Here is a 25,314-nt window from a genome sequence, read left to right as displayed (position 1 = left end):
CATCTTAAGCGGCGACGAGCCGTCCGGAATTGGCCTTGCGTGTGGCACCCACAGCGCGGCAGAGGAGGTAGATCACGAACGAAATGGTGGTGACGAACGTCGAGACCGGCAGTCCGGGTGCGAGGGAGAGCAGGATGCCCCCGACGGCGGCGATCTCGGCGAACAGGATGGACAGCAGCGTCGCCTTGAGCGGGCTGGCCGTGACCCGCGCGGCGGCCGCGGCGGGAGTGATCAACAGCGAGAGCACCAGCAGGGCACCGACTATCTGGACGCCCAGCGCACACGCCACGCCGACGAGTACCGCGAACACGACCGACAGCGCACGGACGGGGACGCCTCTCGCCAGCGCTACCTCGGGGTCTGTACTGGCGAACAGCAGCGGCCGGTAGACCACCGCGAGCACGATCAGCACCAGCACGGCGCAGACCAGCAGCAGCTGAATTCCGCTCTGCCCGACGCCGACTATCTGGCCGATGAGCAACGAGAAGCTGGTGCCGGTTCGGCCCGGGTAGAGCCAGATGAACAACACCGACAGGCCGAGGCCGAAGGACATGATGACGCCGATGACCGAGTCACGATCGCGGGCCTTGTTTCCGAGCAACGCGAACATCACGGCTGCGACAACGGATCCCACGATGGCTCCGAGGCCCACGGTGATGCCGACGAGCAGAGCAGCGGATGCGCCGGTGAGCGAGAGTTCACTGGATCCGTGTACCGCGAAGGCCCATTGGCGGCTGACTATCAACGGTCCGAGAGCGCCCGCGAGCAACCCGAGAATTGCGGCCGCGATCAGCGCCTGCTGGACGAAGTCGTAGGTCAGCAGATTGGCGGTGGTGTCGAAGTCGAGCATCTTCGAGAATGCGTCGAGAACCTTCTCGTTCATGCCTTGTCTTCTCTGTCGTGCGACACGGGTGGGTGGTGTGCGCCTGCCGAGCCGAGCGCATCGATGGAGTCGCCGGTACCGACGACCACGAGTCGGCCGCGGACCTTCAGCACCTCCACCTCGGTGCCGTAGAGCTCCGACAACACCTCGGTGGTCATGACCTTCTCGGGAGTGCCGATGCGGAACCGGCCGTCGACGATGTAGACGATGCGGTCGACGAGCGGGAGGATCGGGTTGATCTCGTGGGTCACGAACAGCACCGCCGTGTCGTGCTCCCGCCGTCGGCGATCGATGAGGCCCGAGACCAGAGATTGGTTTGCGAGGTCCAGGCTCAGCAGCGGCTCGTCGCACAGCAGGACCGAGGGGTCCCCGACGAGTGCCTGAGCGATGCGCAGACGCTGCTGCTCCCCGCCGGACATCGAGCCGACCGGGGCACCCGCGAAGGAGTTGGCGTCGACCTGATCGATCGCTCGCTGCACCGTGTCCTTGCGCTGCCGCATGCCGCGCAATCCCATGCCCCATTTGTGGCCGTCCCAGCCCAGGCCGACGAGATCGCGTCCGCGCAGCGGCAGATCGTCGTCGATGTTGCGTTGCTGCGGGACGTATCCCACGCCCGACTGGCCGCGACGGACGGGATTACCGTCGATCGCGGCCGTGCCGGACGTGAGCTGATTCTGGCCGAGCAACACCTTGAGCAGAGACGTCTTACCGGATCCGTTGGGGCCGAGAACAGCGACGAATTCGCCCTTCTCGACCGTCAGGTCCAGGTTCTGCCACAGCGTGCGGTCGCCGAACGCCAGTCCGGCATCGCGCAGTTCTACAGCAGGCATGTACTACAGCTTTCCATCACGCTCGTCGGGTTCAGGAGGCGGTGGTGAGAGCGGCCTGCAGATCCGTCGCGGCCTTGGTCTGCCATTCGATGTACGTCATGCCTGCGGGCAGCGTTTCGGTGACCTCGACGACGGGGATGCCCGCGGCCTCGCTCGTGGAGCGAATGTCCTGGGTGACGGCGTCCTCGGTCTGGATGTTGTAGACCAGCGCGCGAACGGACTTGGACGTGAACAGATCTCGCGTTGCGGCGATGGAGGCTGGCGACGGGTCGTTGCCTTCCTCGATGGAATCCTTGAAGTCCTCGGGGGTGCGATCGTCGAGATCGGACTCCTCGATCAGGTAGTGCGCGATCGGTTCGGTCTGGGCCACCGGCGCGTTCGGGAAATCGGCGGCGATCTTCGCCGTCACGTCGGTGATGGCGTGGACCTGCTCGTGGAAGGTCTCGGCGTTGGCGGTGTACTGCGCGGCGTTGTCGGGATCGAGCTGGCCGAGCTTGTCGGCGATCTCCTCGGCGGCGTGCGCTGCCACCTCGGCGTTGTACCAGACGTGTTCGTTGACCTCGCCGTGTGAATGACCGTCGTCCGCCGTGGGTTCGGCTGCGGCTTCCGAGGTGGGCTCGTCGGAGGCGTGATCGTGGCTCTCGTCGAGCAGAGTGAAGGCGTCGACCGAGGGCACGTTCTGTGCCTCGGAATCGAGGATGTCCTCGATGAATTGGTCGTAGCCACCGCCGTTGTAGACCACGAGCGATGCTTCGGAGACGGACGCCGCGTCGGCCGGGCTCGCCTCGTAGGAATGCGGATCTGCAGAGGGATCGGAGATGATCGACGTCACTGTCGCGAGGTCACCGGCAACCGCCTCGGCGACGCTTCCCCAGACGTTGGTGGACGCGACGATCGTGATCGGCCCGTCGACAGGGGTGGCGGGGGCGGACTCGGTGCTCGCAGGATCGCTGGAGCTGCACGCACTCAATGTGAGGGCTGCGGCGCAGGTCAGGCCCAGTACAGCCGTGAGCTTGGTCCGGGACGCGCGATGGATGGACGACATCGTTGTACTCCTGATGGGCAAGGCTTGACGCTAATGGAAACCGTTACCGTTGTACTCTAGCGCTCGTCGGGGCTCTCGATCGAATCGGACGAAGGCGACCTCCAATTTCTCCGGAGTGCGTAGTGGGACTAACGTCCCGGTAATGGTCAGGTCGAGCGAACCGCGACGTCAAGCGACGTTGGCATCGATTGCTGCCGAGCTGAAGGTATCGCGCACCACTGTCTCGAACGCCTACAACCGACCGGATCAGCTCTCTCCCGAACTGCGCGAACGCGTACTTCAGGCGGCCAAACGGCGCGGCTACGCGGGCCCCGACCCGGTTGCCCGATCGCTGCGTACCCGCAAGGCCGGAGCCATCGGGCTGCTTCTCACCGAAGCCCTCAGCTACTCCTTCCGTGACCCGGCCGCCATGAGCTTCCTTGCAGGCCTCGCCGAATCCTGCGAGGCCGCAGGGCAGGGTCTGCTGTTGATCCCCGCTGGTGCCGAGCGAGACGACGTACAGGCTGCCGCCGTGGTGCAACAGGCGGGAGTCGACGGATTCGTCGTGTACTCCGTTGCCGACGACGACCCCTACCTCGCTGCAGTGCGCGAACGTCACCTCCCGATCGTCGTCTGTGACCAGCCCCGCAACATCCCCGAGGCCGCCCTCGTTGCTATCGACGATCGCGTCGCCATGAAAATGCTTGCTGCGCATCTCATCTCACTCGGACACGAGCATCTTGCCGTGTTGTGCATGCGGCTCGGACGCGACCGCCGCGATGGCGTCGTGCCCCCGGGACGGCTGGCGGACAGTCACTTCCACGTTCAGCGCGAACGTATCGCCGGCGTGCAGGCCGCGATGATCGACGCCGGACTCGATCCCGACACCCTCACCGTCGTCGAACGCTTCGACCACACCGTTCGCTCCGGCCACTCCGCTGCGGCCCAAGCGCTGCAAGCCAACCGCGAAACCACGGCCCTGCTCTGTACCACCGACGTCATCGCGCTGGGTGCTCTCAACTTCGCGAAGGTCTCCGGAATCGATGTGCCGAGCCAACTCTCGGTGACCGGATTCGACGGCATCTCCGACGCCATCCGCGAGAACCTCACCACCGTGCGCCAGGACGCCGAAGAAAAAGGTCGACGAGCCGGGAAGCTGGTGCTCTCGTCCTCGCACTCGGGCATCGTCGCCGCGGAAACCCTGCCGACCGAACTCTTCCGCGGACGAACCGCGGGACCGCCGCCGGAGCAACCGCCCGCTATCGCCTGACCTTCTTTCGCCCAACCGCCCGCCCAACCGCCCGCCCCAGCTCTGCCCAACCCCCGTTCGGGATCAATGCGGGTTTCAGTCAGTCTGACTGCAACAAAGCCACATTCATTCGGTGTCGGCCGGAACCCCGTTCGGGATGAATGTGGGTTTCAGTCAGTCTGAGTGCAACAAAGGCGCATTGATCCGGAATGGGGGTGAACCGGGGGTGGGTTGGGTGGAGGTCAGTAAGGCTGAGCGCTGAGCAATCTCGCACAACGCAGCAGACCCAGGTGACTGTAGGCCTGCGGATGGTTGCCGAGCGATCGTTCGGCAATCGGGTCGTATTCCTCACTGAGCAGGCCTGTCGGTCCGGCAGCGCTGACGAGTTGGGCGAACAGAGCCTCGGCCTCGGCGCGCTGTCCCACCAACAGATATGCCTCGACGAGCCAGGCGGCGCACAGGTGAAATCCGCCTTCGCCGCCGGGGAGACCGTCGTCGTGGTGGTAGCGGTAGACGGTCGATCCGCTCCGCAGTTCGGCCTCGGTGGCGGTGACGGTGGCGGCGAAGCGCGGATCTGCCGGATCGATCAGACCCGACAGGCCGATGTACAGCGTCGCGGCGTCGAGGTCGGTGCCGTCGTAGGCGGCGGTGAAGGACTGTACCTCGTCGTTCCAGCCATTGGCGAGCACTTCCTCGCGGATTTTCTCGCGCAGGGGTGCCCAGCTCGATTCGGCTGTGCGGCCGAAGGTTTCGGCCAGTCCGATAGCACGGTCGACGGTGATCCAGCCCATCACCTTCGAGTAGACGTGGTGGCGGGGATTGTCGCGGATTTCCCAGATGCCGTGATCGGGCTCGAACCAGCGTCGTTCGACGGCTTCGACCATGGCGCGGACGAGTTCCCAGTCGTCGTCGGACAGGCTGTTTTCGGAGCCCTTGGCTTTACGTGCGTGGGCGAGGGCGGACACCAATTCGACGATGGGCCCGAAGACGTCCAGCTGAACCTGTTGATTCGCAGCGTTTCCCACGCGCACCGGACGCGATCCGGCGTACCCCGGCAGCTCGTCGATGACTGCTTCGGGAGGAAGTCCGAGACCCCAGATGGTGTACAGCGGGTGTAGTCGTTCCGGGCCCGATACCGATTCCAGTACACCGTGGATCCAGGACAGGTAGTTCTCGGCCTCGGCGACCGATCCGACGTCAACCAGTGCGGTCGCGGTGAGTGCAGCGTCGCGCAGCCAGCAGTAGCGGTAGTCCCAGTTACGTACTCCACCGATGTCTTCTGGCAGTGAGGTGGTGGCGGCCGCCATGATCGAACCGGACTCGGCGTGCACCAGGCCGCGCAGCGTCAGTGCCGATCGCTTCATCAGATCGCGCTTGAGCGGCGGCAGGTCCAGGCCGTCGGCCCAGTCCTTCCAGTAGGCCTCGGCCGCGCGACGACGCTCGACCTCGGCCCAGGGATGTTCGCCCAGATCGTCTGTGCCGAGACGCAATTCGAGAACGATCGGTCCGTCGGAGGGGTCGACCTCGGCGTGTGCTGTCTGCTGCGACCCGTCGGAGACGATGTTCCAGGTGACGCCGGGACTGCGCAGCACCATCGGATCGGCCGTACCGAGGACACGCAGGCCCTCGGCATCGGGTTCCAGTGAGGCCCAGGCCTTTCCGAATTCCGGACGCGGCGCGAACGTCACCACGGCAGTGGCTTTGCCTGTGATGACGCGGGTCAGAGCGGTCTGGCCCTGGCCGATGTCGTGCGGCAGGTAGTCGGTGACCTGCAGGCTGGCCCATTTGGTCTGCACAGTCATCGTTCCGTCCACGTACTGCTGACTGAGAGGCAGCGATGCGCGGGTGGGTCCGACGCTGAAGTGGCCGGCCTGATCGCCGCCGAGCAGGTGCGCGAACACGGCTGCGGAATCGGGTTCGGGGTGGCACAGCCAGGTGACGTCGGCATCGGGGGTGAGCAGGGCAACCGCATTGGGGCTGGCCAACATCGTCAGACGTTCGATACGCGGTGCATCGGCTCCGGACAGCCACTGCCGACGCTCCTCCAACAGGAACGCCAACGCCAGCGCGACCTGCTCGGTGCTGTCGATACGGAACTCTGCGAGGGTGTCGCCCGGCCCGATCTTGACCCCGATGTCGGGGCCGTGCAAATGGCCGAAAGCCTTCTCGTCGGTGACGTCGTCGCCGAAGAAGACTGCGGCAGTGGCGGCTTCCTGGTGGCGAAGAATGTCGAGGGCGACGCCCTTGTCGGTGACGATGACGGCCAGCTCGATGACGGACTTGCCTTCGGTGACCTGCACGCCGTCGCGTGCTGCTGCTCCGGAGCGCACGGCCGCGAGCGCTTCGTCACCGGCGGCGGTCTCGGCGTTGCGGACGTGCAGCGCGACGCTGGCCGGCTTGGTCTCGATGCTGACGCCGGGATGGGCGTCGGCGATGGTTTGCAGTTCTCCGGTGATGAGGGTGAGGAGCTTCTTGGCGTCGTCGTCGATGGCGTTGACGAACCCGGCGTCGAACTCGCTGCCGTGGCTGCCCACGAGCTGCACCTCGGACGGCAACCGAGAGAGGATTGCGAGATCGCGCAGGGCGCGCCCGGAGATGACGGCGGCGTTGGTGCCGGCCAGCGAGGCGAGCCCGCGCATCGCGCTCACGGACTCGGGGTGCGGGAAGGCCTTCTGCGGGTCGGACACGATCGGAGCCATGGTGCCGTCGTAATCGGACGCGACGAGCAGGCGCGGGGTGCGCGCTACTCCGACGAGCGCGCGGCGAAGTTCGAGCGGCAATTCGAGAGCAGTCACGCGTCGAATCTAGGCGATGAACCTCGTCTCGGCGTACCTGGCTTCGCGCGCTCGGCGTATCACTGCTGGTCGGGCACCAGACCGGGCGACGGCGTCACACCCGAGGCCGCCGACATCGACGCGGCGGACTTGGTGACGATGGCCAACATGGCTCGCTGCGCGGCGTCGGCGTCACCGGACTGGATCGACGAGGCGACCACCCCGTGCAGACGGATCGCCTCCGGATCTGCCTGCCGTGACATCAGGGCGTGCCGGGTGCGGCCGGCGAGCACCTCCACGACGATGTCGGACATCGACCGCAACATCGGATTGCCCGACGCGGCGAGCAACGTCCGATGAAAGTTGCAATCGTGTTCGAGATACGCCTCGGAGTCGGCCGCGCGGGACGTCGACGACATTCCGATGACGGCGGCCGTCAGTGCGCCGCACTGCTCGGGCGTGGCCCGGTGGGCAGCCAGCTTGGCCGCCAAAGGCTCGATGCCCGAACGCAATTCGCTGAGCAGTAGCAGTTGCTCGGCACGAGCGGGCCCGGCCAGCTGCCAACGGATGACCACCGGATCCAGCGAATTCCAGTTGTCGGAGCTCTGCACGGTGATCCCGACGCGCCGCCGCACGGTCAGCAACCCCAGCGACTCGAGAACCCGAACCACTTCCCGTACGACCGTTCGCGAGACGGTGAATCGCACGGCGACGTCGTCGGCCGAGATTCGGGTTCCGCTCGGGATTGCGCCGCTGACGATGTCGCGACCGAGCTCGTCGAGCACCGAATCGTGCAATTGGCGGAAGTCGTTGGTCTCGGTCATGTTCGCTCGATCGTCCCACGGCTCGCCCGGTTTCTCGCGTCTGTCCGATCTGCACGACCTCGATGGAGCAGTATCGAGGGATGGCAGCGGAGACGACAGGCAGAGCGCATCATCCGGTTCTCGTGGTGATGGGCGTATCGGGATCGGGTAAGTCGACGGTGGCGGGCATTCTCGCCGGAGCATTGAAATGGGACCTCCAGGAGGGCGACGACCTGCATCCGGACGCCAACGTGGCGAAGATGGCGTCGGGTCAGCCCTTGACGGACGAGGACAGGTGGCCGTGGCTCGACGTGATCGCGGCGTGGATCACCGACCACACCACGACGGGCCGATCCGGGATCGTGACCTGCTCGGCGCTCAAGCGGTCGTATCGGGACGTGCTCAGTGCTGCATCCAGGGAAGGTGCCGAGGTGATCTTCGTGCACCTGGCCGGAACCAAGGACCGGATCAGTGGGCGTCTCAACGCGCGCATGGACCACTTCATGCCGTCCTCGTTGCTCGACACCCAGATCGCCACACTCGAGCCGCTCGGTGAGGACGAGAACGCCATCGTCGTCGACATCGGCCCGCCGCCCACGAAGATCGCCGAACGCGTCCTCGTCGAGCTCGAGAAGCGCGCGGGGATGTCGGAGAGTCACTGATTGCCTTGGGTCGGCATCGACCGGCCGGCCCCGTTGGGATGAATGCGGCTTCCAGTCAGTCAGACTGCGTGAATGGGACATTGATCCAGCTCAACACGGTCGAAACCGAGCGGATGAAGTCCGGACGCCGTCGGCGCGCGCCCATTTCAAGCAAGCGCGATTGCTTTTAAGTACTACGAATGAACGAAAGAACTTGTAAAAGTACGACGAATGAGAGAAGGTGAGCTTGTTCACTTTTCAGTGAGGAGACAGCTCATGGTGCGAGGCGCACCCGCCAGGCCCGTCCAACTTCCCGTCCCCAACGCCGATGTGTGGGATTGGCAACTCGACGGCCTGTGTCGTGGTCTGGACTCGTCCGTGTTCTTCCACCCCGAGGGTGAACGAGGCCGCGCCCGCTCCTCGCGAGAAAAGGCCGCCAAGCAGGTCTGCGGTCGCTGCCCGGTTCTCGAACAATGCCGTCGGCATGCGCTCGAGGCGAACGAGCCCTACGGAGTGTGGGGCGGAATGTCCGCTCACGACCGCGCCGATGTCTACCGCGGGGCCGTCCGCACCGCCTGATCTCTCGTTCGATGAACCTGTCGGTGGGTTCGTGTTTCATGACGACCCATGAACAAGGTCCTGCGTGCGACGCTCGTCAGTGCGGTCGTCATCACCACCGTCATCGGAATCGCGTCGTTCGTGCTGAGCTTCGCCGCACTCTGGGATCTCGCCACGATGGCAGGCGTCCCGCGATCGCTGTCGTGGCTGTGGCCGGTGATCGTCGACGGCACCATTCTCCAGGCCACCATCTCCGTCATCGCGCTCGCCCAGTTCGAGGATCAACGCAGTGGCCGACGCTTCTTCTGGGGCGTGCTGATCACCGCAGCTCTGGTGAGCATCGGCGCAAATGCCATGCACGCCTTCATCTCCGACGCCGGCACGCTGCACCCTGCTCTGTCGGCGGCCATCGCGACCGTCGCCCCGGTGAGCCTGCTGGCCGCGACACACGGGCTGGGCATCCTGGTGCGTATCCCCGCGGAGCTGCCCGAGGCCGTCACGGAGACAGTCGAGACAGTCGAGCCCGTCGCGTTCGTTCCGGTGGCAGAACAGCCACAACCAATCGAAGAGCCACAGCCGGAAGTGCGCACCCCCACGCCGGTCCCGCGCCCGAATCCCGAACCCGTCGAGCGAGTCCGTATCGAGCACCCTGTGCCCGAACCAGCGGTGTCTTCGGTACGCGTCGTCGAACCTCTCGACGAGGTGGATCGCTGGATTCTCGACGAAGAACGTGTGGACGATCTCTATCCCGTCGACGCCCCGTGACGCCCGGTGGCACCATCGAGTGATGAGCACACACTTGCCGAGATCAGTCGTTCCGGAGAAGCCGAAGCCGGGCCAGGAGTCCGTCTGGGATTACCCCCGTCCACCCGCGCTCGAGTCCTCGAACCGTTCCCTCGTTGTCCGGCTCGGCGGCGAGGTGATCGCCCGCACCACCGCCGCCTACCGCGTACTCGAGACGAGCCATCCGCCCACCTGGTACATCTCGCCAGCGGATGTCGTTCCGGGCGCGTTGACCCCGTCCGCGGCCCGCTCGACGCACTGCGAATGGAAAGGCGCAGCAACGTACTGGGACGTGCACGGCGGAGATGCCGTCGCAGAGGCAGCCGGATGGAGCTACGAGACCCCCACTCCGAGGTTCGCCGCGATCGCGGGCTACCTCGCGTTCTCGCCCAGCCGTCTGCAATGCGAAATCGATGGAGAAGCGGTCCGACCCCAGGAGGGCGGTTTCTACGAGGGCTGGATCACCGACGACGTCGTCGGCCCGTTCAAGGGCATTCCTGGCTCCTACGGCTGGTGATCACTCATCCCGCGGGCAGCAGAGCGCGGGGAACGATCTGAATCGAACTCGTCGCGCCGGGGTCGCTGCCGGTCACCAGCACGTCCCCGGTGCGCGGGTCGACCGCAACCGAATTGGCCTGGGTGACCGTCGGGACGTCGCCCAGGACGCGCGGAGCGGCGGGGTCCGATACATCGACCACCCGCAGGAGGTTGGACGCGGTGAGCGTCACGAACAGCAGCCGCCGGTCGGGGTCCACCGCGAGCCCGTACGGGTTGCCCGGTGCGTCGATCGACGCGATCTGACGAATGCCCCCAGCGCTGTCGACCGACGCGAGAAGAACTGCCCCGCCGTCGGTGTCGGCGAATCCGGCCGTAGTCTCGTTCACCGTCACTGCATGCGTGAGCTTGACACCGATCGGGGCCTGCCCTACCCCCTGACGCGTCGCGCCGTCGTACACCCACACGCCGTTGCCCTGTACGTCCGCGACTGCCGCGTACGGACCGAGCGCGGCCACTCCACCGGGCTGCACCGGCCCCGGCGGTAGTTCCGACAACACCGAACCGTCGCGCAGGAAGATCACTCCGCCACCCATTTCGTTGGTGGCCACGATCGTGCCGTCCGAGGTCGAGACGGCATCGTGTGGTTGACGGCCGACGCCGGTGGCGGTCGACAGGATCGCGCCGTCGTCGAGTGAGACCTCGACCAGCTCGTCGCTGCCTTCGAGCGGGGCGAGCACCGGGCCGTCGGGGCCGGCGAGCGAGAGGTGGCGCGGCGCACCGGTCGTCTGAACCATCTGCCGCACGGTGCCGGTTGCCGCGTCGAACAGCACCACACCGTCGGGTTCTCGGACCGCTGCGGCGGCGATTCCGGACGTCCCGACCACAACGCCCTCGGGAGCACCGGGGAAGGGTACGACGGTGCCGATCGGGTCGGCCGAATCCGGAGCTTGTGCGGGCTCGGCGGCCGGAGTCGTTGCGGGAGTAGACGGTTCGGTGGGGGATTCGGCGGCGGAGCAGCCGGCGATCAGCACACAGGCTGTCGCCACTGCAATCAGACGCGCCCTCATCGGCGGTACTGCTCGAAGTGCAGGGCGTCGTCGAGCGGACGCCGGGTGCGCCAACCGAAGCGTTCCAAATCGGGTACCTCCTGAAATGATTCGACCGGACCTACACACAACCAAGCTATGGGGCGGACCGGTGCGGGGATGTCGAGCAACTCGGTGAGAAAAGACTCGTCGTAGAACGAGACCCAGCCGACACCGACGTTCTCGGCAATTGCTGCCAGCCAGAGGTTCTCGATCGCGAGTACAGCAGAGAACAGTCCGGTGTCGTCGACGGTGTCGCGGCCCAGGACGTGCCGTCCTCCACGGTCCGGATCGTAGGTGACCACCACGCCGGTCCCGCTCGTTTCGATTCCTTCGACCCGAATGGGGTCGAACGTCTTTCGGCGTTCGGCGTCGAGCTTGTCGGCGAAGTCCTGTCGGCAGCGTGCGACGTGGGTGGCAAATGCGTTCAGGGTGTCGGGCTTGCGGACCACGACGAAGTCCCAGGGCTGGGTGTTGCCGACGCTCGGGGCCTGATGCGCGGCACCGAGTATGCGGCGCAGCGTGTCGTCGTCGACGACGGTTCCGTCGAACTCGGCCCGGACATCGCGTCGAGATCGAATCGCGGCGTACACCGACAAGGCTGCTTCGGTCATGATATCCGTTCTCCCGTAGCAATTTTCAGACGCGCGTTCAGTTCGGCGACGAGGGTCGGTAACAGATCCGACGAGGTGGGTCTGCCGAGGTGGTATCCCTGGGCACGCCCGCACCGCAATTCGCGTAGCGCGGTCATCGTCCTCTCGTCCTCCACACCCTCCGCAGTCACCGACAACCCCAGAGTACGGGCGAGTTCGACAGTCGACCGTACGATCGCGGCGTGTGCCGGATCCTGGGCCATCCCGCCGACGAAGGCTCGATCGATCTTGAGCTCCTGCACCGGCAACCGTTCGATGTAGGCGAGCGAGCTGTAGCCCGTGCCGTAGTCGTCGATGGCGACCTGCACACCCATCGCATGCAGAATCGTCAGCATCTCGGTTGCCCCCACCGGATCGGTCATGGCCGAGGTCTCGGTCACTTCGAGCGTCAATCGTTCGGCAGGACAGTGGAATTCCTGCAGAGCGGTGCGCACTTGCTCGATCAGCGTGTCGTCGAACAGGTTGCGGGTCGAGATGTTCACGGCGATCTGGAGATCCAGTCCGCCCATTGCCCAGAGGCTGCGTTGGGCAAGTGCGCGGGTGAGCACGTGGCTCGTCAGCGGCCGGATGAGCCCGGTACGTTCGGCCGTGGGCAGAAAAGCAGTGGGCGAGAGCACCGTCCCGCTCGGATGATGCCACCGCAGCAACGCCTCCACGCCGACGACCGTCATCGAGTCGAGATCGACCTGGGGTTGGTACAGCAGCTCGAGCTGGTCGGATTCGAGTGCGGTGGTCAACTCCCCGAGCATGATCAGTTGCGCGCTCGTGTCTCTGTCCATGGAGCGGTCGTAGAACGCGACGCGCGATTGCGTCGCCTTTGCGGCCTGCACAGCGAGATCGGCACGCTGCACCAGGCGATCCGGGGTGGCCTCGTCCTCGCCCTCGGCAGTGGGAAGGCTCGACGCGACACCCACACTCGCCTCGATCAGCAGCGTCATGGTGCCCACTTCGAACGGCGCAGCGAATTGACGCTGAACCTCGTGTGCCAGAGCGGTCGGGTCCATCGAGTTCGTCGTCCCGCACAGCACGAACTCATCACCTGCCAAGCGCGCCAACATGATCGAATCGTCGACGATACTTCGCAGTCTGTCGGCGACCGCCACCAGGACCTGATCTCCCAGACCGCGCCCGAAAGTGTCGTTGATTTCTTTGAATCGGTCGATATCGACCGTCAGCAGGGTGGTGTCACCCGCGTTCTGCCAGATTCTGTGTTCGAGTGCGCGGAGATTGGCGAGACCGGTGAGTCGATCGGTGTCGGCGGCGGCGCGGAGCCGCACGGTCTGGGTGTGGAGCAACCGAAGCAGATCGGTGATGCGCAATATCACCAGGATCACCAACGCCGATGCACACAGCAATACCGCCCAGCCCCACTGCGCAATCGGCTCGTCGCGAATCACCTCGATGAACATGACCGTCGGAGCCGTCAGGGTGGCCGCGGTCAGGACGACGACCGTCGGGGTGGTGAACGACGCCATCAGGTGGGCTTCGGGTTCGATGTTCGAGCTGGCTATTCGACGCATGGACGGATGCAGGGCGGCAACGCCGATGAGTACGTAGGACATGGTCCAACCGGCGTCGACCAGTGATCGATCCGACGGCGACTCCGAGACGATGGAGAAGTTGTTCACGATGTCGGTGACGACCAGCAGCAGGACTGCAACCGTCAGCAAACGGTAGGACAGCGTGCGCCACTGCCGCGAACCGACGAAGTGGGCCAGCAACCCCAGCAGAAAGATGTCCATGGCGGGGTACGCAACATCCACCAGGCCGGCTGTACCCGAGATGCCACCGTCGCCCAGCGACGGTTGCACGGCGAACACCCAGGTGAGCAACCCGAACGCGACCATGACGATGGCGCTGTTGGCCACGTGACCGCGCTCGCTCGCGCGCCATTCGTGTCGGACCAGCAAAAACAGGCCGAACCCGTAGATCGGGTAGCCCACCAGGTAGAACACGTCGGCGAGCGAGGGGTCGGGAACGCTGCCCCTCGTGACGTCGATCCATTCGAACACGATGTCGCCGACGACCCAGAGCCCGGTGCCCAGCGCGATGGTCAGCCACGTGGTGCGATTGCGCGGCCGGTGCATCCTGGTGCCGATCACGGTGGCCACCACAGCGGATGCGCCGACGACGATGAAGATCGACTGCGCCCAGGCGTTGCTTGGAACAGCAAAGTAGGCGAGGCAGCCGAGTACGCCGAGGGTCGCGTACCACCGCCACCAGGCCGTCACTGTTCTCTCCAGCCGTTCACGCCGATCCGACGACTCCAACAATGGCACACTCGGTGATCTGGGTCACTTCGGCTGTCCCGATCGTTCCGGTTGTGCCTCGAGAGTATGTCGGTAGCCCGTGCGAGCATGGATTCGTGGAGTCGAACAACCCGAACCTGGCGAGCATCATGCACGCCGACCTCGACTCCTTCTATGCCTCGGTGGAGCAACGCGACGACCCCCGGCTCCGCGGCAAGCCGGTCATCGTCGGCGGGGGAGTGGTGCTCGCCGCCAGCTACGAGGCCAAAGCGTTCGGGGTGCGCACCGCAATGAGCGGCGGCCAGGCCAGGGCCGTGTGTCCGCAGGCCATCGTGGTGCCGCCGCGCATGGAGGCGTACTCGCAGGCGAGCAAGGACGTCTTCGACGTCTTCCACGACACCACTCCGCTGGTGGAGGGCATCTCCATCGACGAGGCTTTCCTCGACGTCGGCGGGTTGCAGAAGATCGCGGGCAGTGCGACCGATATCGGCCGGCAGTTGCGGCGAGACGTCGCCGAGCAGGTGGGGCTGCCCATCACCGTCGGGATCGCCACCACCAAGTTCCTGGCGAAGGTCGCCAGTGCTTTCGCCAAGCCGGACGGTCTGCTGCTCGTACCACCCGGCGGCGAACTGGAGTTCCTGCACCCATTGAACATCGAAAGGCTGTGGGGCGTAGGTAAAGTGACCGCGGAGAAGCTGCACGTTCTCGACATCAGGACCGTCGGAGACATCGCTGCCTACGGCGAGCGGTCGTTGGCCTCGGTGCTGGGCAAGGGTGCGGGCGCGCATCTGTACGCACTGGCAATGGGCCGGGATCCTCGACGCGTCCAGCCCGGCAAGTCACGTAGTTCGATCGGCGCACAGCGTGCTCTCGGGCGTGGCAGGCACGACGCGGCCGAAGTGGAGGCATCGTTGATCGGGCTCGTCGACCGCGTCACCCACCGTATGCGCGGGGCGGAGCGAACCGGTCGAACTGTCATGTTGCGCTTGCGTTTTGCGGACTTCACCCGCGCCACCAGATCGCACACACTCGATCGAGCAACCGCCGATACCCGGGATATTCTCGACGCCGCGTTGGAACTGCTGCACGACGCGGCACCGATGATTGCGGAGAAGGGCATCACCCTCGTCGGCGTCACGGTGTCGAGCATCGACAAGGGCGGCGCGGAGCAACTGGAACTGCAGTTCGACGCACCGCAGGTGCGCAAGCCCCCGGAGGCATCGGCACTCGACCGTGCGCTCGACGGGGTGCACAAGAAGTTCGGCTCCACGTCGTTGACGCGTGGGGTGCTGCTGGGCCGGGACCCGGGAATCTCGGTCCCCCTACTACCGGACTGACTAGGCGCGAATTCTCGGCTGGACCCGAAAGCCTTCGGGCATCATGGTCAGTCGCTCCTGGACCTTCAGTCGGTACGACGGGTCGGCCTGCAGATCGAAGCGCTGCAGAATTGTCCCGAGTACCAGAACCGCTTCGTGGATGGCGAATTGTCTTCCGATGCAGGCGCGTTCACCGGTCCCGAACGGTTTGTACACGTGCGCGGGGCGTGCCTTGATGCGATCGGGTAGAAAATTGTCGGGATCGAAGTCGTTCGGACGGTCACCCCAAGCCTGATCGCGGTGCAAGGCCGTCACCAGAACGACTGCCCAGTCGCCGGTGGCCATGCGGTAGTCGTCGCCGATGACGGTCTCGGCGCGCGCGCCGCGTCCGAACGCGGGAACCGTCGGCCACAGGCGTAGTGACTCGTCGAGGACACGGCGGACGTACCGCAGTTTGGGAACCTGGCCGAACTGGGGCTTGTCCGTACCCCAGACCTCGTCGACCTCGGCGCGGGCGCGCTCGAACACCTCGGGGTTGTTCGCCAGATAGTACAGCGCGAAAGACAGTGCGCCCGAGGTTGTCTCGTGCCCGGCGATCAGGAACGTCAGGATCTGGTATCCGATGTTGGCCTCGCTCAGTGCATTCGGATTGTCGGCATCTTTCGCCGCATCCATCATGATCTGGAGCAGGTCGCTGAAGTCCTCGGTCGATCGGCGGCGGGTTCTGACGACATCGGCGAGAACGTCGGCCAAGTACTGCTTGTTGTGTGCGTACCTGCGGTCGGACCGGGCGAACAAGGGTTTTGCGAACGCCGGGATCGACAACAGCGACCGCCGCTGGTTGTATGTCAGTGCGCCGACCATGGCGGCCACGAAGGGGTGTGGCTCGGCGCGCGCGAACGAGCCGAAGCTGTAGCTGAAGCCGGTGCGTCCGATGGTCTCGAGCGTCAGCTTTGTCATGTCCGAGGAGACGTCGGTGTCGGCACCGCTACGAGAGCGACCCTCCCAGTGTTCGATCAGGTCATCTGCGACGTCGACCATGATCTCGTGGTAGCCGCGCATGGCACCCGCGGTGAAGGCCGGACGCAGAAGATCATGGGCGCGTTGCCAGTTCGGCTCGTGGTTGTACGCGGTGAACAGTCCGTCCACCCCGATATCGCGCAGATTCTCGACTCCCGGAGGAAGGAACTTCTCGAAGCGCTTTTCGTCGCACAGCTCGCCCACCACGTCGGCGCCGGACGCGAAGACGAAGCGCCGCCCGAGAATTTCGCGCTCGAACATCGGTCCGAGTCGACCGGCCAAGACGGTCGAGTCCTGAATCGGGGTGCGGGGATCGACACCGACGACGTCGCCGAGGACGGGGAGTCGGTAGGGAGGGTGCGGCAGCGAGCCGTTGCGCATCGCGAACTGTGTCGACATTGCCGCTCCCTCGTTGACCAACGATTGCTGTTGAACCGGTGTGTAATAGTGACCGTACTCACTGTTGAACCCGTGTCAAGTAAGATCCGAAGCCCATGACCACACCCCGGAAGCGCATGACGCCGGCGCAGCGTCGCGCGCAATTACTGGAGATCGGTTCCGCGTTGTTCGCCGAGCGGCCGTACGAGGACGTGTGGATCGAGGAGGTCGCCGATCTCGCGGGCGTCTCCCGCGGGTTGATGTACCACTACTTCCCGTCCAAGCGGGAATTCTTCGTCGAGATCGTGCGCACCGAATCCGAGCGCAACCTCGACGTCACCGCGCCGGACACCTCGCTGCCCGTCCTCGAGCAGGTCGCAGCCGGTCTCGACGCGTACATCGCCTACTCCGACGAACACGCGCACGGCCTACGCGCCGTCAACCGGGGCGCGTTGCTCGGCGACGATCGGATCAACGACATTCTCACGCGAGAATTCGCCGTTCAGCAGGAACGTATCCTCGCCGCGCTGCCCGCCGCATTCGCCGACGACGAGATGGTCCGAACAGCCCTTCGTGGCTGGATCGCATTCGTGCGAGCGGTGTGCCTGGACTGGGTGGAGCGCAGAACTCTGGACCGGGAGCAGGTCCGCGAGCTGTGCCTACGCGCATTGTCGGGTCTTCTCGAGGTGTGAGTTGCGGGGCTATCGTCGAGGGATGTGCCGAAACATCACCACCTTGCGGGGGTTGGAACCGCACGCGACCGACGACGAGATCGAGGCAGCCGCGCGCCAGTACGTCCGCAAGATCAGTGGCGTGCAGAAGACATCCGACGCCACCCGCGACGCCTTCGAGTTGGCCGTCGCCGAGGTGACGGCAACGACGCATCGTCTCCTCGACGCGCTGCCGGAGCGGCGTCAGCCCCCTCCCACGGTGCCGCCGCTGCGGCGTCCGGAAGTGCAGGCACGGATTGCCGCCAAGGCTGGGTCCTAGCGGGTGCTGTCCGGCGGCACCGCCGGCAGTCCCTCGCTCACGCGTAGTTTCTCGGCCATCGAGCTGAGTAGGTTCTGAGATTCCTCGGACAGGTCGAACGCCCGGGCAGAGAGGCGACGCAGGCCGTATCCCTGGAGTCGGCCCAGCAGTTCGAGGTCGTGATCGACCTTGGCTGCGTAGATGTCGTCGAAGAAGTAATCGGGCTTGACCTTGAAGAAGGCAGCCAGTGCCGCCACGGTATCGGTGGACGGGTTGGTGCGTTGGCCCGACCGCAGCTGCGAGATGTACGGCTTGGAGATCTGGTGCCCGCGCAGGGCAAGAGCATCGGCTACCTCCGCGTTGGTGTGAGGTTTGCGTCCCGGCGGGTGGATCGTGGAGAACAGGTGGTTCAGACGTGCGGCGAAATCAGCGGACATCGGGGATGTGTGTGCCTTCCTGGCATGGCCGCTGCCCACTGGGCAGGTCGATCCGCCGTGGACCGAACCGGTTGATAGTAGCCGGTACCATGGTTCCGCTGTACCATCGCTGACCTGCAGAAACTTAGCTGGAAACAGTACTGGTCGGTCTCCTGGCCGTGTCGGGGTCGAGTGCGCTTCGGTAGTGGTCCGTCCCGAATCGAACGGATGGTTTTCGGGCAGTATTCGTCGCACGATGGGCACCTCGGTGGCACACTGGTTTGCCAGGCGGAGGGGGTGGAGATGGCCGATCGGCGACGACGAACGTTCGACTCACGCGACGGCGATGCAGAGGTGGTCGAGCCGCTGCTGCGCGCCGTTCTGTCCTACGCTCCGCGGGACGAGTCGCCCACGCCGCATCCGTCCGAGGGAATCACTCTTCGAGCCGAGGACGGCTCCGGCTGCATTCGGCTCGAACTTGTCATTGCAGGAGATCTCGGCACCGGCATTCCTGGGCCGTTCGGATCCAGGTTCTACGAGTGTGGCGCGTACGAAGTCATTGTGCCGCAGCGGGATCCGCGCGACGGCGCGCTGCTGATGATTCATCTTCTCGCTCCGCAGGCACCGCACAGATTCGAGTTCACGACGTCGATGCCGCCGTTGTGGAGTCTGCGGCTCGAGCACGACGGCTCGGTGTCGGTGCTGGACGAGGCCGGCAATGCCGTCATCTTCATCGGCCGCCCGTGGGCGTTCGACGGCGATCTGCAGCCGGTGCACGTTCACTACACGATCGAGAACGGCCTGCTGGTGCAGAACGTCGGTGCCACCGCTGACACCGGATACCCCATCCTCATCGATCCCGATCCCGATGCCATCATCACCGGAGACGGCCGACTGGTCACCGAGGCATGGACGCCACGCCTGGCGGCCGGCGTCATCGTCGAGGACAGTCCGCCGAAGTCGTTGTCCAGCTGAATATCGTTGCGGCACAATCAGAATGGATCGTGCTGAACATGCTCCATCGGGGTGCCGACCTTGCGTAGCGCGTACAGCGTGGTGCGCACCATCGACGGCGACCCGCAGATCTGAATCTGGCGATCGGCCCACGAGCCGAATCGAGTGACGACCTTGCCGACCGCGCCCTGCAGTCGATGGTGCATTCCCCATGGGATTTCGCGCGCCGGGCCGGAGTACCACCATGGATCCTCGAGCTCTTCGGTCACCGGAACAACCGTCAGCCACGGATTCGACAGCGACAACTGCCACAGGGTGTCCAGATCGTAGAGATCGCACGGATAGGTACCGCTGACGAACAGATGCACTCGCGGATTGTCGGTGCGCTGAGCCATTTCCATGACCTGAGCACGCAACGGAGCAAGACCGGTGCCTCCCGCGATCATCAACACGTCCTCGTGGATCGCGCGATCGACGTGCATCCCGCCCAGTGGAGGACTGATGGACCAGCGATCACCGACCCGGGTCTCGGCGACCATGGCCGGAGACACCCAGCCACCGGATACGCGTCGAACATGGAACTCGATCTCGCCGTACGGGTTGCTCGGAATGGCCGGGGACAGGTATCGCCACAGTTTGGGTCGCTGCGGGATCTGCACGCTGACGTACTGCCCCGGGAAGTACGGGATCTCGCCGTCGGTCTTCAGGCGCACCACCGCCAGATCGTCGAGGATTCGTTGGTGTTCGACGACGGTGGCAGTCCAGTACGGCGGTAGTTCGTCGTTGTCGGCGGCGGTGGCCATGGCGTTGCTCACCACGGTGAGGGCGTCGTGCCAGGCCGTCTCGACCTCGTCGGTCCACACCTCGTTGCCCGCGAACGAGCGGAATGCGGCGATCAGAGCCGAGCTGCCGGCGCGGAAATGTGCTCCCGAGATGCCGTGCTTTCGGTGATCTCGGCCCAGCTGCTCGAGGAACGGCTCGACGCGGTCGGTGTTGTCGAGATGCTCGAAGACGTAGCCGAGTGCCAGTACGAAGTGTTCGCGAAGCGAATCCATCGAGGCAGGAAACAGAGCGCGGAAGTCGGGGTACTCGGCGAACAGATGTGCGTAGAAGGACCTGGAGAGGCGGGCGGGGCCGTCCGGCGACGCGACCACGGACTTGAAACCGGTACGGACCAGGGAGATCGTTCGCGCGTCGAGCATCGATCAACCTCCACCCCACCGATTTCGCCACCGAGTTCGCCGTCGATGACACCGCCACTGTCGACCGTCACCAAAGTAGACCGATCGAGACTTTCGCGCGAGAGGGCTTCGCCCTCGTGCGCGTTGTGCGCCCCTCCAGGTACGCAAAACGCGCACGAGAAAAACAAAGTTGAGCGGAACAGACTCAACTTGTCTATGGTTGTACCCAGCGACACGCAAGAACCGATCCGAGAAAGAAGGTGACCGGTGGACAGTTTCACTCCCACCACGAAGTCGCAGGCAGCTCTTTCCGCTGCCCTGCAGGCCGCATCCGCGGCCGGTAACCCGGATATTCGTCCGGCACATTTGTTGGTGGCGTTGCTCGATCAGACCGACGGCATCGCCACACCACTGCTGAAGGCCGTCGGCGTCGACCCCGCAACGGTGCGTCGAGAAGCGCAGAACCTCGTCGACCGCCTGCCCTCGGCATCCGGTTCGACCACCACTCCGCAACTCGGCCGTGAAACCCTCGCCGCGATCACCGCAGCGCAGCATCTGGCCACCGAACTCGACGACGAGTTCGTCTCCACCGAACACATCATGGTGGGTCTGGCCAGCGGAGATTCCGATGTCGCCAAGCTCCTGACCGGCCACGGAGCCGGACCGAACGAGCTGCGCGACGCCTTCCAAGCCGTCCGGGGCAGCGCTCGGGTGACCAGCGCCGATCCAGAGAACACCTACCAGGCGCTGGAGAAGTACAGCACCGATCTGACCGCGCTGGCCCGAGAAGGCAAGCTCGATCCCGTCATCGGCCGCGACACCGAGATCAGGCGCGTCGTGCAAGTTCTTTCGCGGCGCACCAAGAACAACCCGGTGCTCATCGGCGAACCCGGTGTCGGCAAGACGGCCATCGTCGAAGGACTCGCACAGCGCGTCATCGCCGGTGACGTTCCGGAAAGCCTCCGCGGCAAGACCGTTGTCTCGCTCGATCTCGGTTCGATGGTCGCGGGCGCGAAGTTCCGTGGCGAATTCGAGGAGCGGCTCAAGGCCGTGCTCGACGACATCAAGAACTCCGCAGGCCAGGTCATTACGTTCATCGACGAGCTGCACACCATTGTCGGAGCCGGCGCGACCGGTGAATCGGCGATGGATGCGGGCAACATGATCAAGCCGATGCTCGCCCGGGGCGAACTGCGACTCGTGGGCGCAACGACCCTCGAGGAGTACCGCAAGTACATCGAGAAGGACGCCGCCCTCGAACGCCGCTTCCAGCAGGTCTACGTCGGTGAGCCCTCGGTCGAGGACACCGTCGGCATCCTGCGCGGACTCAAGGAACGCTACGAGGTGCACCACGGCGTCCGGATCACGGACTCTGCCCTGGTCGCCGCGGCAACCCTGAGTGACCGGTACATCACCGCCAGGTTCCTGCCCGACAAGGCGATCGACCTCGTCGACGAGGCCGCGTCCCGTCTGCGCATGGAGATCGACTCGCGCCCCGTCGAGATCGACGAGGTCGAACGCGCCGTGCGTCGCCTCGAGATCGAGGAGATGGCACTGGCCAAGGAGACCGACGACGCGTCGAAGGCTCGGCTGGACAAGCTGCGTCAGGAACTCGCCGATCTGCAGGAGAAGCTGGCCGGGCTCAGCACGCGGTGGCAGAACGAGAAGAACGCCATCGACTCGGTGCGAGTGCTCAAGGAAGAGCTCGAGAACCTGCGCGGCGAATCCGATCGCGCCGAACGCGACGGCGATCTGGGCAAGGCCGCCGAGCTCCGGTACGGACGCATCCCGACACTCGAGAAGGAACTCGCCGTCAAGACCGAGGCGTCGCCCGCTCAGGGTGACGTGATGCTCAAGGAGGAGGTGGGGCCGGACGACGTCGCCGATGTGGTGGCGGCCTGGACCGGAATCCCGGCGGGCCGGATGCTCGAAGGCGAGACCGCCAAACTGCTCCGCATGGAAGACGAACTCGGCAAGCGAGTCGTCGGACAGAAGGACGCGGTGCAGGCGGTGTCCGACGCAGTCCGACGCGCACGCGCAGGTGTGGCCGACCCCAACCGGCCGACGGGATCGTTCCTGTTTCTCGGTCCCACCGGTGTGGGTAAGACCGAGCTCGCAAAAGCGTTGGCGGAGTTCCTCTTCGACGACGAACGCGCGATGGTGCGGATCGACATGAGCGAATACAGCGAGAAGCATGCCGTCGCCCGGCTCGTCGGTGCACCTCCGGGCTACGTCGGCTACGAGGCCGGCGGGCAGCTCACCGAGGCGGTGCGCAGGCGTCCGTACACCGTGGTGCTGTTCGACGAGGTCGAAAAAGCGCACCCCGATGTGTTCGACATCCTGCTCGCCGTATTGGACGAGGGCCGCCTCACCGACGGCCAGGGCCGGACCGTCGACTTCCGCAACACGATCCTGATCCTCACCTCCAACCTCGGGGCCGGCGGCACCAAGGAACAGGTCATGGACGCGGTGCGGCGCTCGTTCAAGCCCGAGTTCGTCAACCGACTCGACGACGTGGTGGTGTTCGACGCCTTGTCCGAGGACCAGCTCGAGTCGATCGTCGACATCCAACTCGGCTTCCTCACCAAGCGTCTTGCCGCACGACGTCTGACGCTGGAGGTGTCGTCGCCGGCGAAGATGTGGCTTGCGGCCCGAGGCTACGACCCGCTCTACGGTGCTCGGCCGCTGCGGCGACTGATCCAGCAGGCCATCGGCGATCAACTGGCGAAGCTGCTGCTCGCCGGGGATGTTCACGACGGCGACGTGGTGTCGGTCAATGCAAGCCCGGACGGGGAACGCCTCATCCTGGGCTAGCAACTCTGCACGCAACAGGCCCACACGAGTACTGCTCGTGTGGGCCTGTTCTGTGTCGTCACCTGCGTATTGCCGGGTAGGTACCCTCGTGGCATGACGAATCCGGACGACCCACGGTCACCGCGGGAGCGCGACCAGGATGCGGCACAGCGCAACCGACCCGACGACGCTGATCCCACCGAGGCGTATCCGACTCAGGCGTACGGAAGCCCGGGCTATCAGAATCCGGGGTATCAGGACTCGGGGTATCAGGACCCGACCCAGCAGAACCCGGACCCGCAAAATCCGGCCCAACAGAACCCAGATCCACAGGCGTATCCGCCGGGGTATCAGCCGACGCAGGCGCTGCCGCCGTACGACCCCGATCAACAGGACGCAGCAAATCAGGCCTACGGCCAGACTCAGCAGTACGGCCAACCGCAGTACGGCCAGACCCAGCAGTACGGCCAGCCGCCGTACGGCCAGGCTCCGGGTTACGACACCCAGCAGTTCGGCCAACCCCAGCAGTTCGGCCAACCCCAGCAGTTCGGAGGGCCACCCGCTGCGGAACCCGCCGCCGATTCGGGTGGCAAGGGACCTCGCCCGTGGGTTCTGGCCCTGATCGGTCTTGTTGTCCTCGTCATCGTCGTGGGTTTCGGAATTTCCTTCCTGAGCGGTGGATCGGACGAGTCGAGCACCACTGCTGCTGCGCCGTCGACGTCCGTTCGGCCCTCGCCGTCGAGTGCGCCCACGACCACGCCGCGTCCCACGGAATCGGGTGCGACGACCACGCCCGAACTCATCCCGGGCGGCATTCCCGAGATACTCGGTCAACTCGGTTCGTCGGTGGGAACGATCACTGCCAACGACGGTTCGACGCTCACGATCGATGGACTCGACGGTGCTCCGGTGACGATTCAGACGACGCCGCAGACCCAGATAATCTCGTTGTCCGGTGCAGATCTGGCGTCGTTGACCGTCGGTGCTTTTGTCGTGGTCCAGGGCGAAGCCGTCGAGGACGGCACGATTCGAGCGAACGTCATCATCGAGACTCCGAATCTCGGCGGATAGCAACCCGCAGTGTCGTAGGGATCGTTCACAGGACTCGGCGGTGGTGGGCGGTGACGGCGTGGATGTCGATTAAGGTGGTTCGCGATGACGGCAATGTGGTTCGGCCTGGCGGCGATTGCACTGATAGGTGCAGTGGCCCTGCTCTACATCGACAGGTCCAAGCGAGATCAGTCCGGGCGGCTGCGGCAGATGTGGGCCAAGGCGCAGGGGTACGAGTATCGATCGCACGACGACGAACTGGTTACCCGCTTCTCCCGCGCGGCCCTGTCCAAGCCGGAATTCGACGTCGCTCTGGGCGTGGTGACCGGTGTTCGACGGGGTGAGGAGTTCGTTCTCTTCGACGTCGAGGAAACGGGCACCATCGTGGCCGTGCAGCGCTCGGTCGGTTCCGATGTCGACCTAGACCTGCGCCCACGCTCGACGCCACCACCGCGCGACGAGGACATGGAACTGCTCGGTTCCATCGGCCCGCGCGTGGTGTTCGCCACCGATGTCGATATCGCTCGCCGGGTCTGCGACCAGCGAATGGCTGCTTTCACCGAATCCGTTCCCGACAATCTTCAGCTGCTGTGGAGTGAGAAGGACTGGACGCTCGGATCGTTGCCGCTGGGCAGCTCGGGCCGTGATTGGGACGCGGCCATCGATGCTGTCGCACGACTGTCCGGCATGTTGCATGTGCTTCCCCCTGTGCGCGGTAGCGCGGTCTACGGCGCACGAGCAGGCGAGCCCGGCCGCGATCGAGGCGATCCGGGCCGGCCGCTGGTTCAGGAAACTCGTGGCCAGGAGCCTCGTAGCCACAGGACTGCGGGCGCGCAGCCGCAGCAGGTCCGCGGCGTTCAGCCCCAGCAGGCCCAGTCGGGAGAGCCGCGAGCTGCCGAGCCCGTCAGGTCCGAGCCACGGGTTCGACCTCCGCAGGTGGCTCGTCCTCAGGTGGCGCGTCCCCAGACATCGCGTCCGCAGGAGCCTCGTTCCCAGGAGCCCCGTCCTCAAGAGCCCCGCGACCATGAGCCGCGTCCTCAGGAACCGGGTCGCACGCCGCGTCCACCCCGTCCCGATGCAGCGGGCCCGCAAGCCGCACGTTCGGCGAATCCGTCGCGCCCGGTGCCGCGTCCGCCCGCGTCGCGTCCGATTCCGTTCGATTCGGAGCGGCGACGCAATCAGCCCTGATTTCTTTCGGGCGTGTTTA

General features: G+C 65.3%; 23 protein-coding genes. 12 read left to right on the top strand and 11 right to left on the bottom strand.

The window, feature by feature from the left end; all coding sequences use genetic code 11:
• Positions 1-4: 4 nt before the first annotated feature.
• From ASG84_RS09020 to ASG84_RS09010, 3 genes are read right to left on the bottom strand one after another with little or no spacing between them, the layout of a single operon-like run.
• Positions 5-883 (bottom strand): metal ABC transporter permease, encoded by an 879-nt coding sequence (locus tag ASG84_RS09020; protein WP_032380152.1) that lies wholly within the window; start codon positions 881-883, stop codon positions 5-7.
• Positions 880-1,713 carry a metal ABC transporter ATP-binding protein gene (locus ASG84_RS09015; RefSeq protein ID WP_057476685.1) on the bottom strand — a complete coding sequence of 278 codons (834 nt, stop codon included), beginning with the start codon at positions 1,711-1,713 and terminating at the stop codon, positions 880-882. Before ASG84_RS09015 ends, ASG84_RS09020 begins: the two co-directional genes overlap by 4 nt.
• A gap of 31 nt (positions 1,714-1,744) precedes the next feature.
• A complete protein-coding gene (locus ASG84_RS09010; RefSeq protein ID WP_057476684.1) occupies positions 1,745-2,758 on the bottom strand; it encodes a metal ABC transporter solute-binding protein, Zn/Mn family in 1,014 nt (337 codons plus the stop codon).
• Positions 2,759-2,900: 142 nt separating this feature from the next.
• On the opposite strand from ASG84_RS09010, the gene ASG84_RS09005 reads away from it, so the two are divergent.
• Complete coding sequence (locus ASG84_RS09005) at positions 2,901-4,007, top strand: LacI family DNA-binding transcriptional regulator (RefSeq protein WP_057476683.1); 1,107 nt, start codon at positions 2,901-2,903, stop codon at positions 4,005-4,007.
• A gap of 221 nt (positions 4,008-4,228) precedes the next feature.
• Here ASG84_RS09005 and otsB read toward each other — a convergent pair whose 3' ends face one another.
• A complete protein-coding gene (otsB, locus tag ASG84_RS09000) occupies positions 4,229-6,781 on the bottom strand; it encodes a trehalose-phosphatase (protein ID WP_057476682.1) in 2,553 nt (850 codons plus the stop codon).
• A gap of 59 nt (positions 6,782-6,840) precedes the next feature.
• On the bottom strand, positions 6,841-7,584 hold the full coding sequence (locus ASG84_RS08995; RefSeq protein WP_057476681.1) for a FadR/GntR family transcriptional regulator: 744 nt from the start codon (positions 7,582-7,584) through the stop codon (positions 6,841-6,843).
• A gap of 80 nt (positions 7,585-7,664) precedes the next feature.
• On the opposite strand from ASG84_RS08995, the gene ASG84_RS08990 reads away from it, so the two are divergent.
• The 4 genes from ASG84_RS08990 (at position 7,665) to ASG84_RS08975 (ending at position 10,062) form a co-directional block, all read left to right on the top strand.
• A complete protein-coding gene (locus ASG84_RS08990) occupies positions 7,665-8,225 on the top strand; it encodes a gluconokinase (RefSeq protein ID WP_057476680.1) in 561 nt (186 codons plus the stop codon).
• A 255-nt stretch (positions 8,226-8,480) separates the two neighbouring features.
• The gene (locus tag ASG84_RS08985; protein ID WP_057476679.1) at positions 8,481-8,783 is read left to right on the top strand and encodes a WhiB family transcriptional regulator; all 303 of its coding nucleotides are present in this window, start codon (positions 8,481-8,483) and stop codon (positions 8,781-8,783) included.
• A gap of 48 nt (positions 8,784-8,831) precedes the next feature.
• Positions 8,832-9,527: a DUF2637 domain-containing protein gene (locus tag ASG84_RS08980; RefSeq protein ID WP_057476678.1), complete on the top strand. Its 696-nt coding sequence runs from the start codon at positions 8,832-8,834 to the stop codon at positions 9,525-9,527.
• Positions 9,528-9,549: 22 nt separating this feature from the next.
• Positions 9,550-10,062 carry a DUF427 domain-containing protein gene (locus tag ASG84_RS08975; RefSeq protein ID WP_057476677.1) on the top strand — a complete coding sequence of 171 codons (513 nt, stop codon included), beginning with the start codon at positions 9,550-9,552 and terminating at the stop codon, positions 10,060-10,062.
• A gap of 4 nt (positions 10,063-10,066) precedes the next feature.
• On the opposite strand, the gene ASG84_RS08970 is transcribed toward ASG84_RS08975, so the two are convergent.
• Genes ASG84_RS08970 through ASG84_RS08960 form a run of 3 tightly spaced genes read right to left on the bottom strand, consistent with a single transcriptional unit; the run spans position 10,067 to position 14,012 of the window.
• Complete coding sequence (locus ASG84_RS08970; RefSeq protein ID WP_057476676.1) at positions 10,067-11,110, bottom strand: hypothetical protein; 1,044 nt, start codon at positions 11,108-11,110, stop codon at positions 10,067-10,069.
• Positions 11,107-11,727, bottom strand: coding sequence for a 5,6-dimethylbenzimidazole synthase (gene bluB, locus ASG84_RS08965; protein WP_200936535.1), 621 nt, complete (start codon positions 11,725-11,727; stop codon positions 11,107-11,109). Before bluB ends, ASG84_RS08970 begins: the two co-directional genes overlap by 4 nt.
• An 11-nt stretch (positions 11,728-11,738) precedes the next feature.
• A complete protein-coding gene (locus ASG84_RS08960) occupies positions 11,739-14,012 on the bottom strand; it encodes a putative bifunctional diguanylate cyclase/phosphodiesterase (RefSeq protein WP_082520892.1) in 2,274 nt (757 codons plus the stop codon).
• A gap of 167 nt (positions 14,013-14,179) precedes the next feature.
• Between ASG84_RS08960 and dinB the strand changes: the two genes are divergently transcribed.
• Positions 14,180-15,367, top strand: a complete 1,188-nt coding sequence (dinB, locus tag ASG84_RS08955; protein ID WP_057476773.1) for a DNA polymerase IV — start codon at positions 14,180-14,182, stop codon at positions 15,365-15,367.
• On the opposite strand, the gene ASG84_RS08950 is transcribed toward dinB, so the two are convergent.
• Positions 15,368-16,765, bottom strand: a complete 1,398-nt coding sequence (locus ASG84_RS08950) for a cytochrome P450 (protein ID WP_057476673.1) — start codon at positions 16,763-16,765, stop codon at positions 15,368-15,370. It abuts the gene before it with no gap.
• Between the two features lie 95 nt (positions 16,766-16,860).
• Here ASG84_RS08950 and ASG84_RS08945 point away from each other — a divergent pair, with 95 nt between their 5' ends.
• On the top strand, positions 16,861-17,436 hold the full coding sequence (locus ASG84_RS08945; RefSeq protein ID WP_057476672.1) for a TetR/AcrR family transcriptional regulator: 576 nt from the start codon (positions 16,861-16,863) through the stop codon (positions 17,434-17,436).
• A 22-nt stretch (positions 17,437-17,458) separates the two neighbouring features.
• Entirely contained in the window at positions 17,459-17,734 is a 276-nt protein-coding gene (locus tag ASG84_RS08940) for a DUF2277 domain-containing protein (protein ID WP_057476670.1), read from the top strand.
• Here the strand turns inward: ASG84_RS08940 and ASG84_RS08935 are convergent.
• Entirely contained in the window at positions 17,731-18,150 is a 420-nt protein-coding gene (locus ASG84_RS08935; protein WP_057476772.1) for a helix-turn-helix domain-containing protein, read from the bottom strand. The two genes, ASG84_RS08940 and ASG84_RS08935, sit on opposite strands and share 4 nt — an antisense overlap.
• 282 nt (positions 18,151-18,432) lie before the next feature.
• Here ASG84_RS08935 and ASG84_RS08930 point away from each other — a divergent pair, with 282 nt between their 5' ends.
• A complete protein-coding gene (locus tag ASG84_RS08930; RefSeq protein ID WP_156399436.1) occupies positions 18,433-19,104 on the top strand; it encodes a hypothetical protein in 672 nt (223 codons plus the stop codon).
• Between the two features lie 17 nt (positions 19,105-19,121).
• Here ASG84_RS08930 and ASG84_RS08925 read toward each other — a convergent pair whose 3' ends face one another.
• Entirely contained in the window at positions 19,122-20,285 is a 1,164-nt protein-coding gene (locus tag ASG84_RS08925; protein ID WP_057476666.1) for a globin domain-containing protein, read from the bottom strand.
• A gap of 246 nt (positions 20,286-20,531) precedes the next feature.
• Between ASG84_RS08925 and clpB the strand changes: the two genes are divergently transcribed.
• The 3 genes from clpB (at position 20,532) to ASG84_RS08910 (ending at position 25,295) form a co-directional block, all read left to right on the top strand.
• A complete protein-coding gene (clpB, locus tag ASG84_RS08920; protein WP_057476664.1) occupies positions 20,532-23,078 on the top strand; it encodes an ATP-dependent chaperone ClpB in 2,547 nt (848 codons plus the stop codon).
• Positions 23,079-23,171: 93 nt separating this feature from the next.
• Positions 23,172-24,128, top strand: a complete 957-nt coding sequence (locus ASG84_RS08915) for a DUF5666 domain-containing protein (protein WP_057476662.1) — start codon at positions 23,172-23,174, stop codon at positions 24,126-24,128.
• 84 nt (positions 24,129-24,212) lie between these two features.
• Positions 24,213-25,295 (top strand): hypothetical protein, encoded by a 1,083-nt coding sequence (locus tag ASG84_RS08910; protein WP_057476660.1) that lies wholly within the window; start codon positions 24,213-24,215, stop codon positions 25,293-25,295.
• Positions 25,296-25,314 lie beyond the last annotated feature (19 nt).

Source organism: Rhodococcus sp. Leaf278, assembly GCF_001426085.1.
Classification (GTDB): Bacteria; Actinomycetota; Actinomycetes; order Mycobacteriales; family Mycobacteriaceae; genus Rhodococcoides.
Note: the sequence above shows the minus strand (reverse complement) of the source record. Positions and strands in the feature narration are given on the sequence as shown.

Excerpts from the sequence above, each read along its gene's own strand:
- ASG84_RS09015 (WP_057476685.1), bottom strand. The coding sequence starts at position 1,713 with ATGCCTGCTGTAGAACTGCGCGATGCCGGACTGGCGTTCGGCGACCGC.
- ASG84_RS09020 (WP_032380152.1), bottom strand. The coding sequence starts at position 883 with ATGAACGAGAAGGTTCTCGACGCATTCTCGAAGATGCTCGACTTCGAC.
- ASG84_RS08950 (WP_057476673.1), bottom strand. The coding sequence starts at position 16,765 with ATGTCGACACAGTTCGCGATGCGCAACGGCTCGCTGCCGCACCCTCCC.
- ASG84_RS08915 (WP_057476662.1), top strand. The coding sequence starts at position 23,172 with ATGACGAATCCGGACGACCCACGGTCACCGCGGGAGCGCGACCAGGAT.
- ASG84_RS08980 (WP_057476678.1), top strand. The coding sequence starts at position 8,832 with ATGAACAAGGTCCTGCGTGCGACGCTCGTCAGTGCGGTCGTCATCACC.
- ASG84_RS08925 (WP_057476666.1), bottom strand. The coding sequence starts at position 20,285 with ATGCTCGACGCGCGAACGATCTCCCTGGTCCGTACCGGTTTCAAGTCC.
- ASG84_RS08975 (WP_057476677.1), top strand. The coding sequence starts at position 9,550 with ATGAGCACACACTTGCCGAGATCAGTCGTTCCGGAGAAGCCGAAGCCG.
- ASG84_RS08945 (WP_057476672.1), top strand. The coding sequence starts at position 16,861 with ATGACCACACCCCGGAAGCGCATGACGCCGGCGCAGCGTCGCGCGCAA.
- ASG84_RS08985 (WP_057476679.1), top strand. The coding sequence starts at position 8,481 with ATGGTGCGAGGCGCACCCGCCAGGCCCGTCCAACTTCCCGTCCCCAAC.
- ASG84_RS08935 (WP_057476772.1), bottom strand. The coding sequence starts at position 18,150 with ATGTCCGCTGATTTCGCCGCACGTCTGAACCACCTGTTCTCCACGATC.
- ASG84_RS08940 (WP_057476670.1), top strand. The coding sequence starts at position 17,459 with ATGTGCCGAAACATCACCACCTTGCGGGGGTTGGAACCGCACGCGACC.
- ASG84_RS08970 (WP_057476676.1), bottom strand. The coding sequence starts at position 11,110 with ATGAGGGCGCGTCTGATTGCAGTGGCGACAGCCTGTGTGCTGATCGCC.
- ASG84_RS08910 (WP_057476660.1), top strand. The coding sequence starts at position 24,213 with ATGACGGCAATGTGGTTCGGCCTGGCGGCGATTGCACTGATAGGTGCA.
- ASG84_RS08995 (WP_057476681.1), bottom strand. The coding sequence starts at position 7,584 with ATGACCGAGACCAACGACTTCCGCCAATTGCACGATTCGGTGCTCGAC.
- ASG84_RS09010 (WP_057476684.1), bottom strand. The coding sequence starts at position 2,758 with ATGTCGTCCATCCATCGCGCGTCCCGGACCAAGCTCACGGCTGTACTG.
- ASG84_RS09005 (WP_057476683.1), top strand. The coding sequence starts at position 2,901 with ATGGTCAGGTCGAGCGAACCGCGACGTCAAGCGACGTTGGCATCGATT.
- dinB (WP_057476773.1), top strand. The coding sequence starts at position 14,180 with ATGCACGCCGACCTCGACTCCTTCTATGCCTCGGTGGAGCAACGCGAC.
- ASG84_RS08990 (WP_057476680.1), top strand. The coding sequence starts at position 7,665 with ATGGCAGCGGAGACGACAGGCAGAGCGCATCATCCGGTTCTCGTGGTG.
- ASG84_RS08930 (WP_156399436.1), top strand. The coding sequence starts at position 18,433 with ATGGCCGATCGGCGACGACGAACGTTCGACTCACGCGACGGCGATGCA.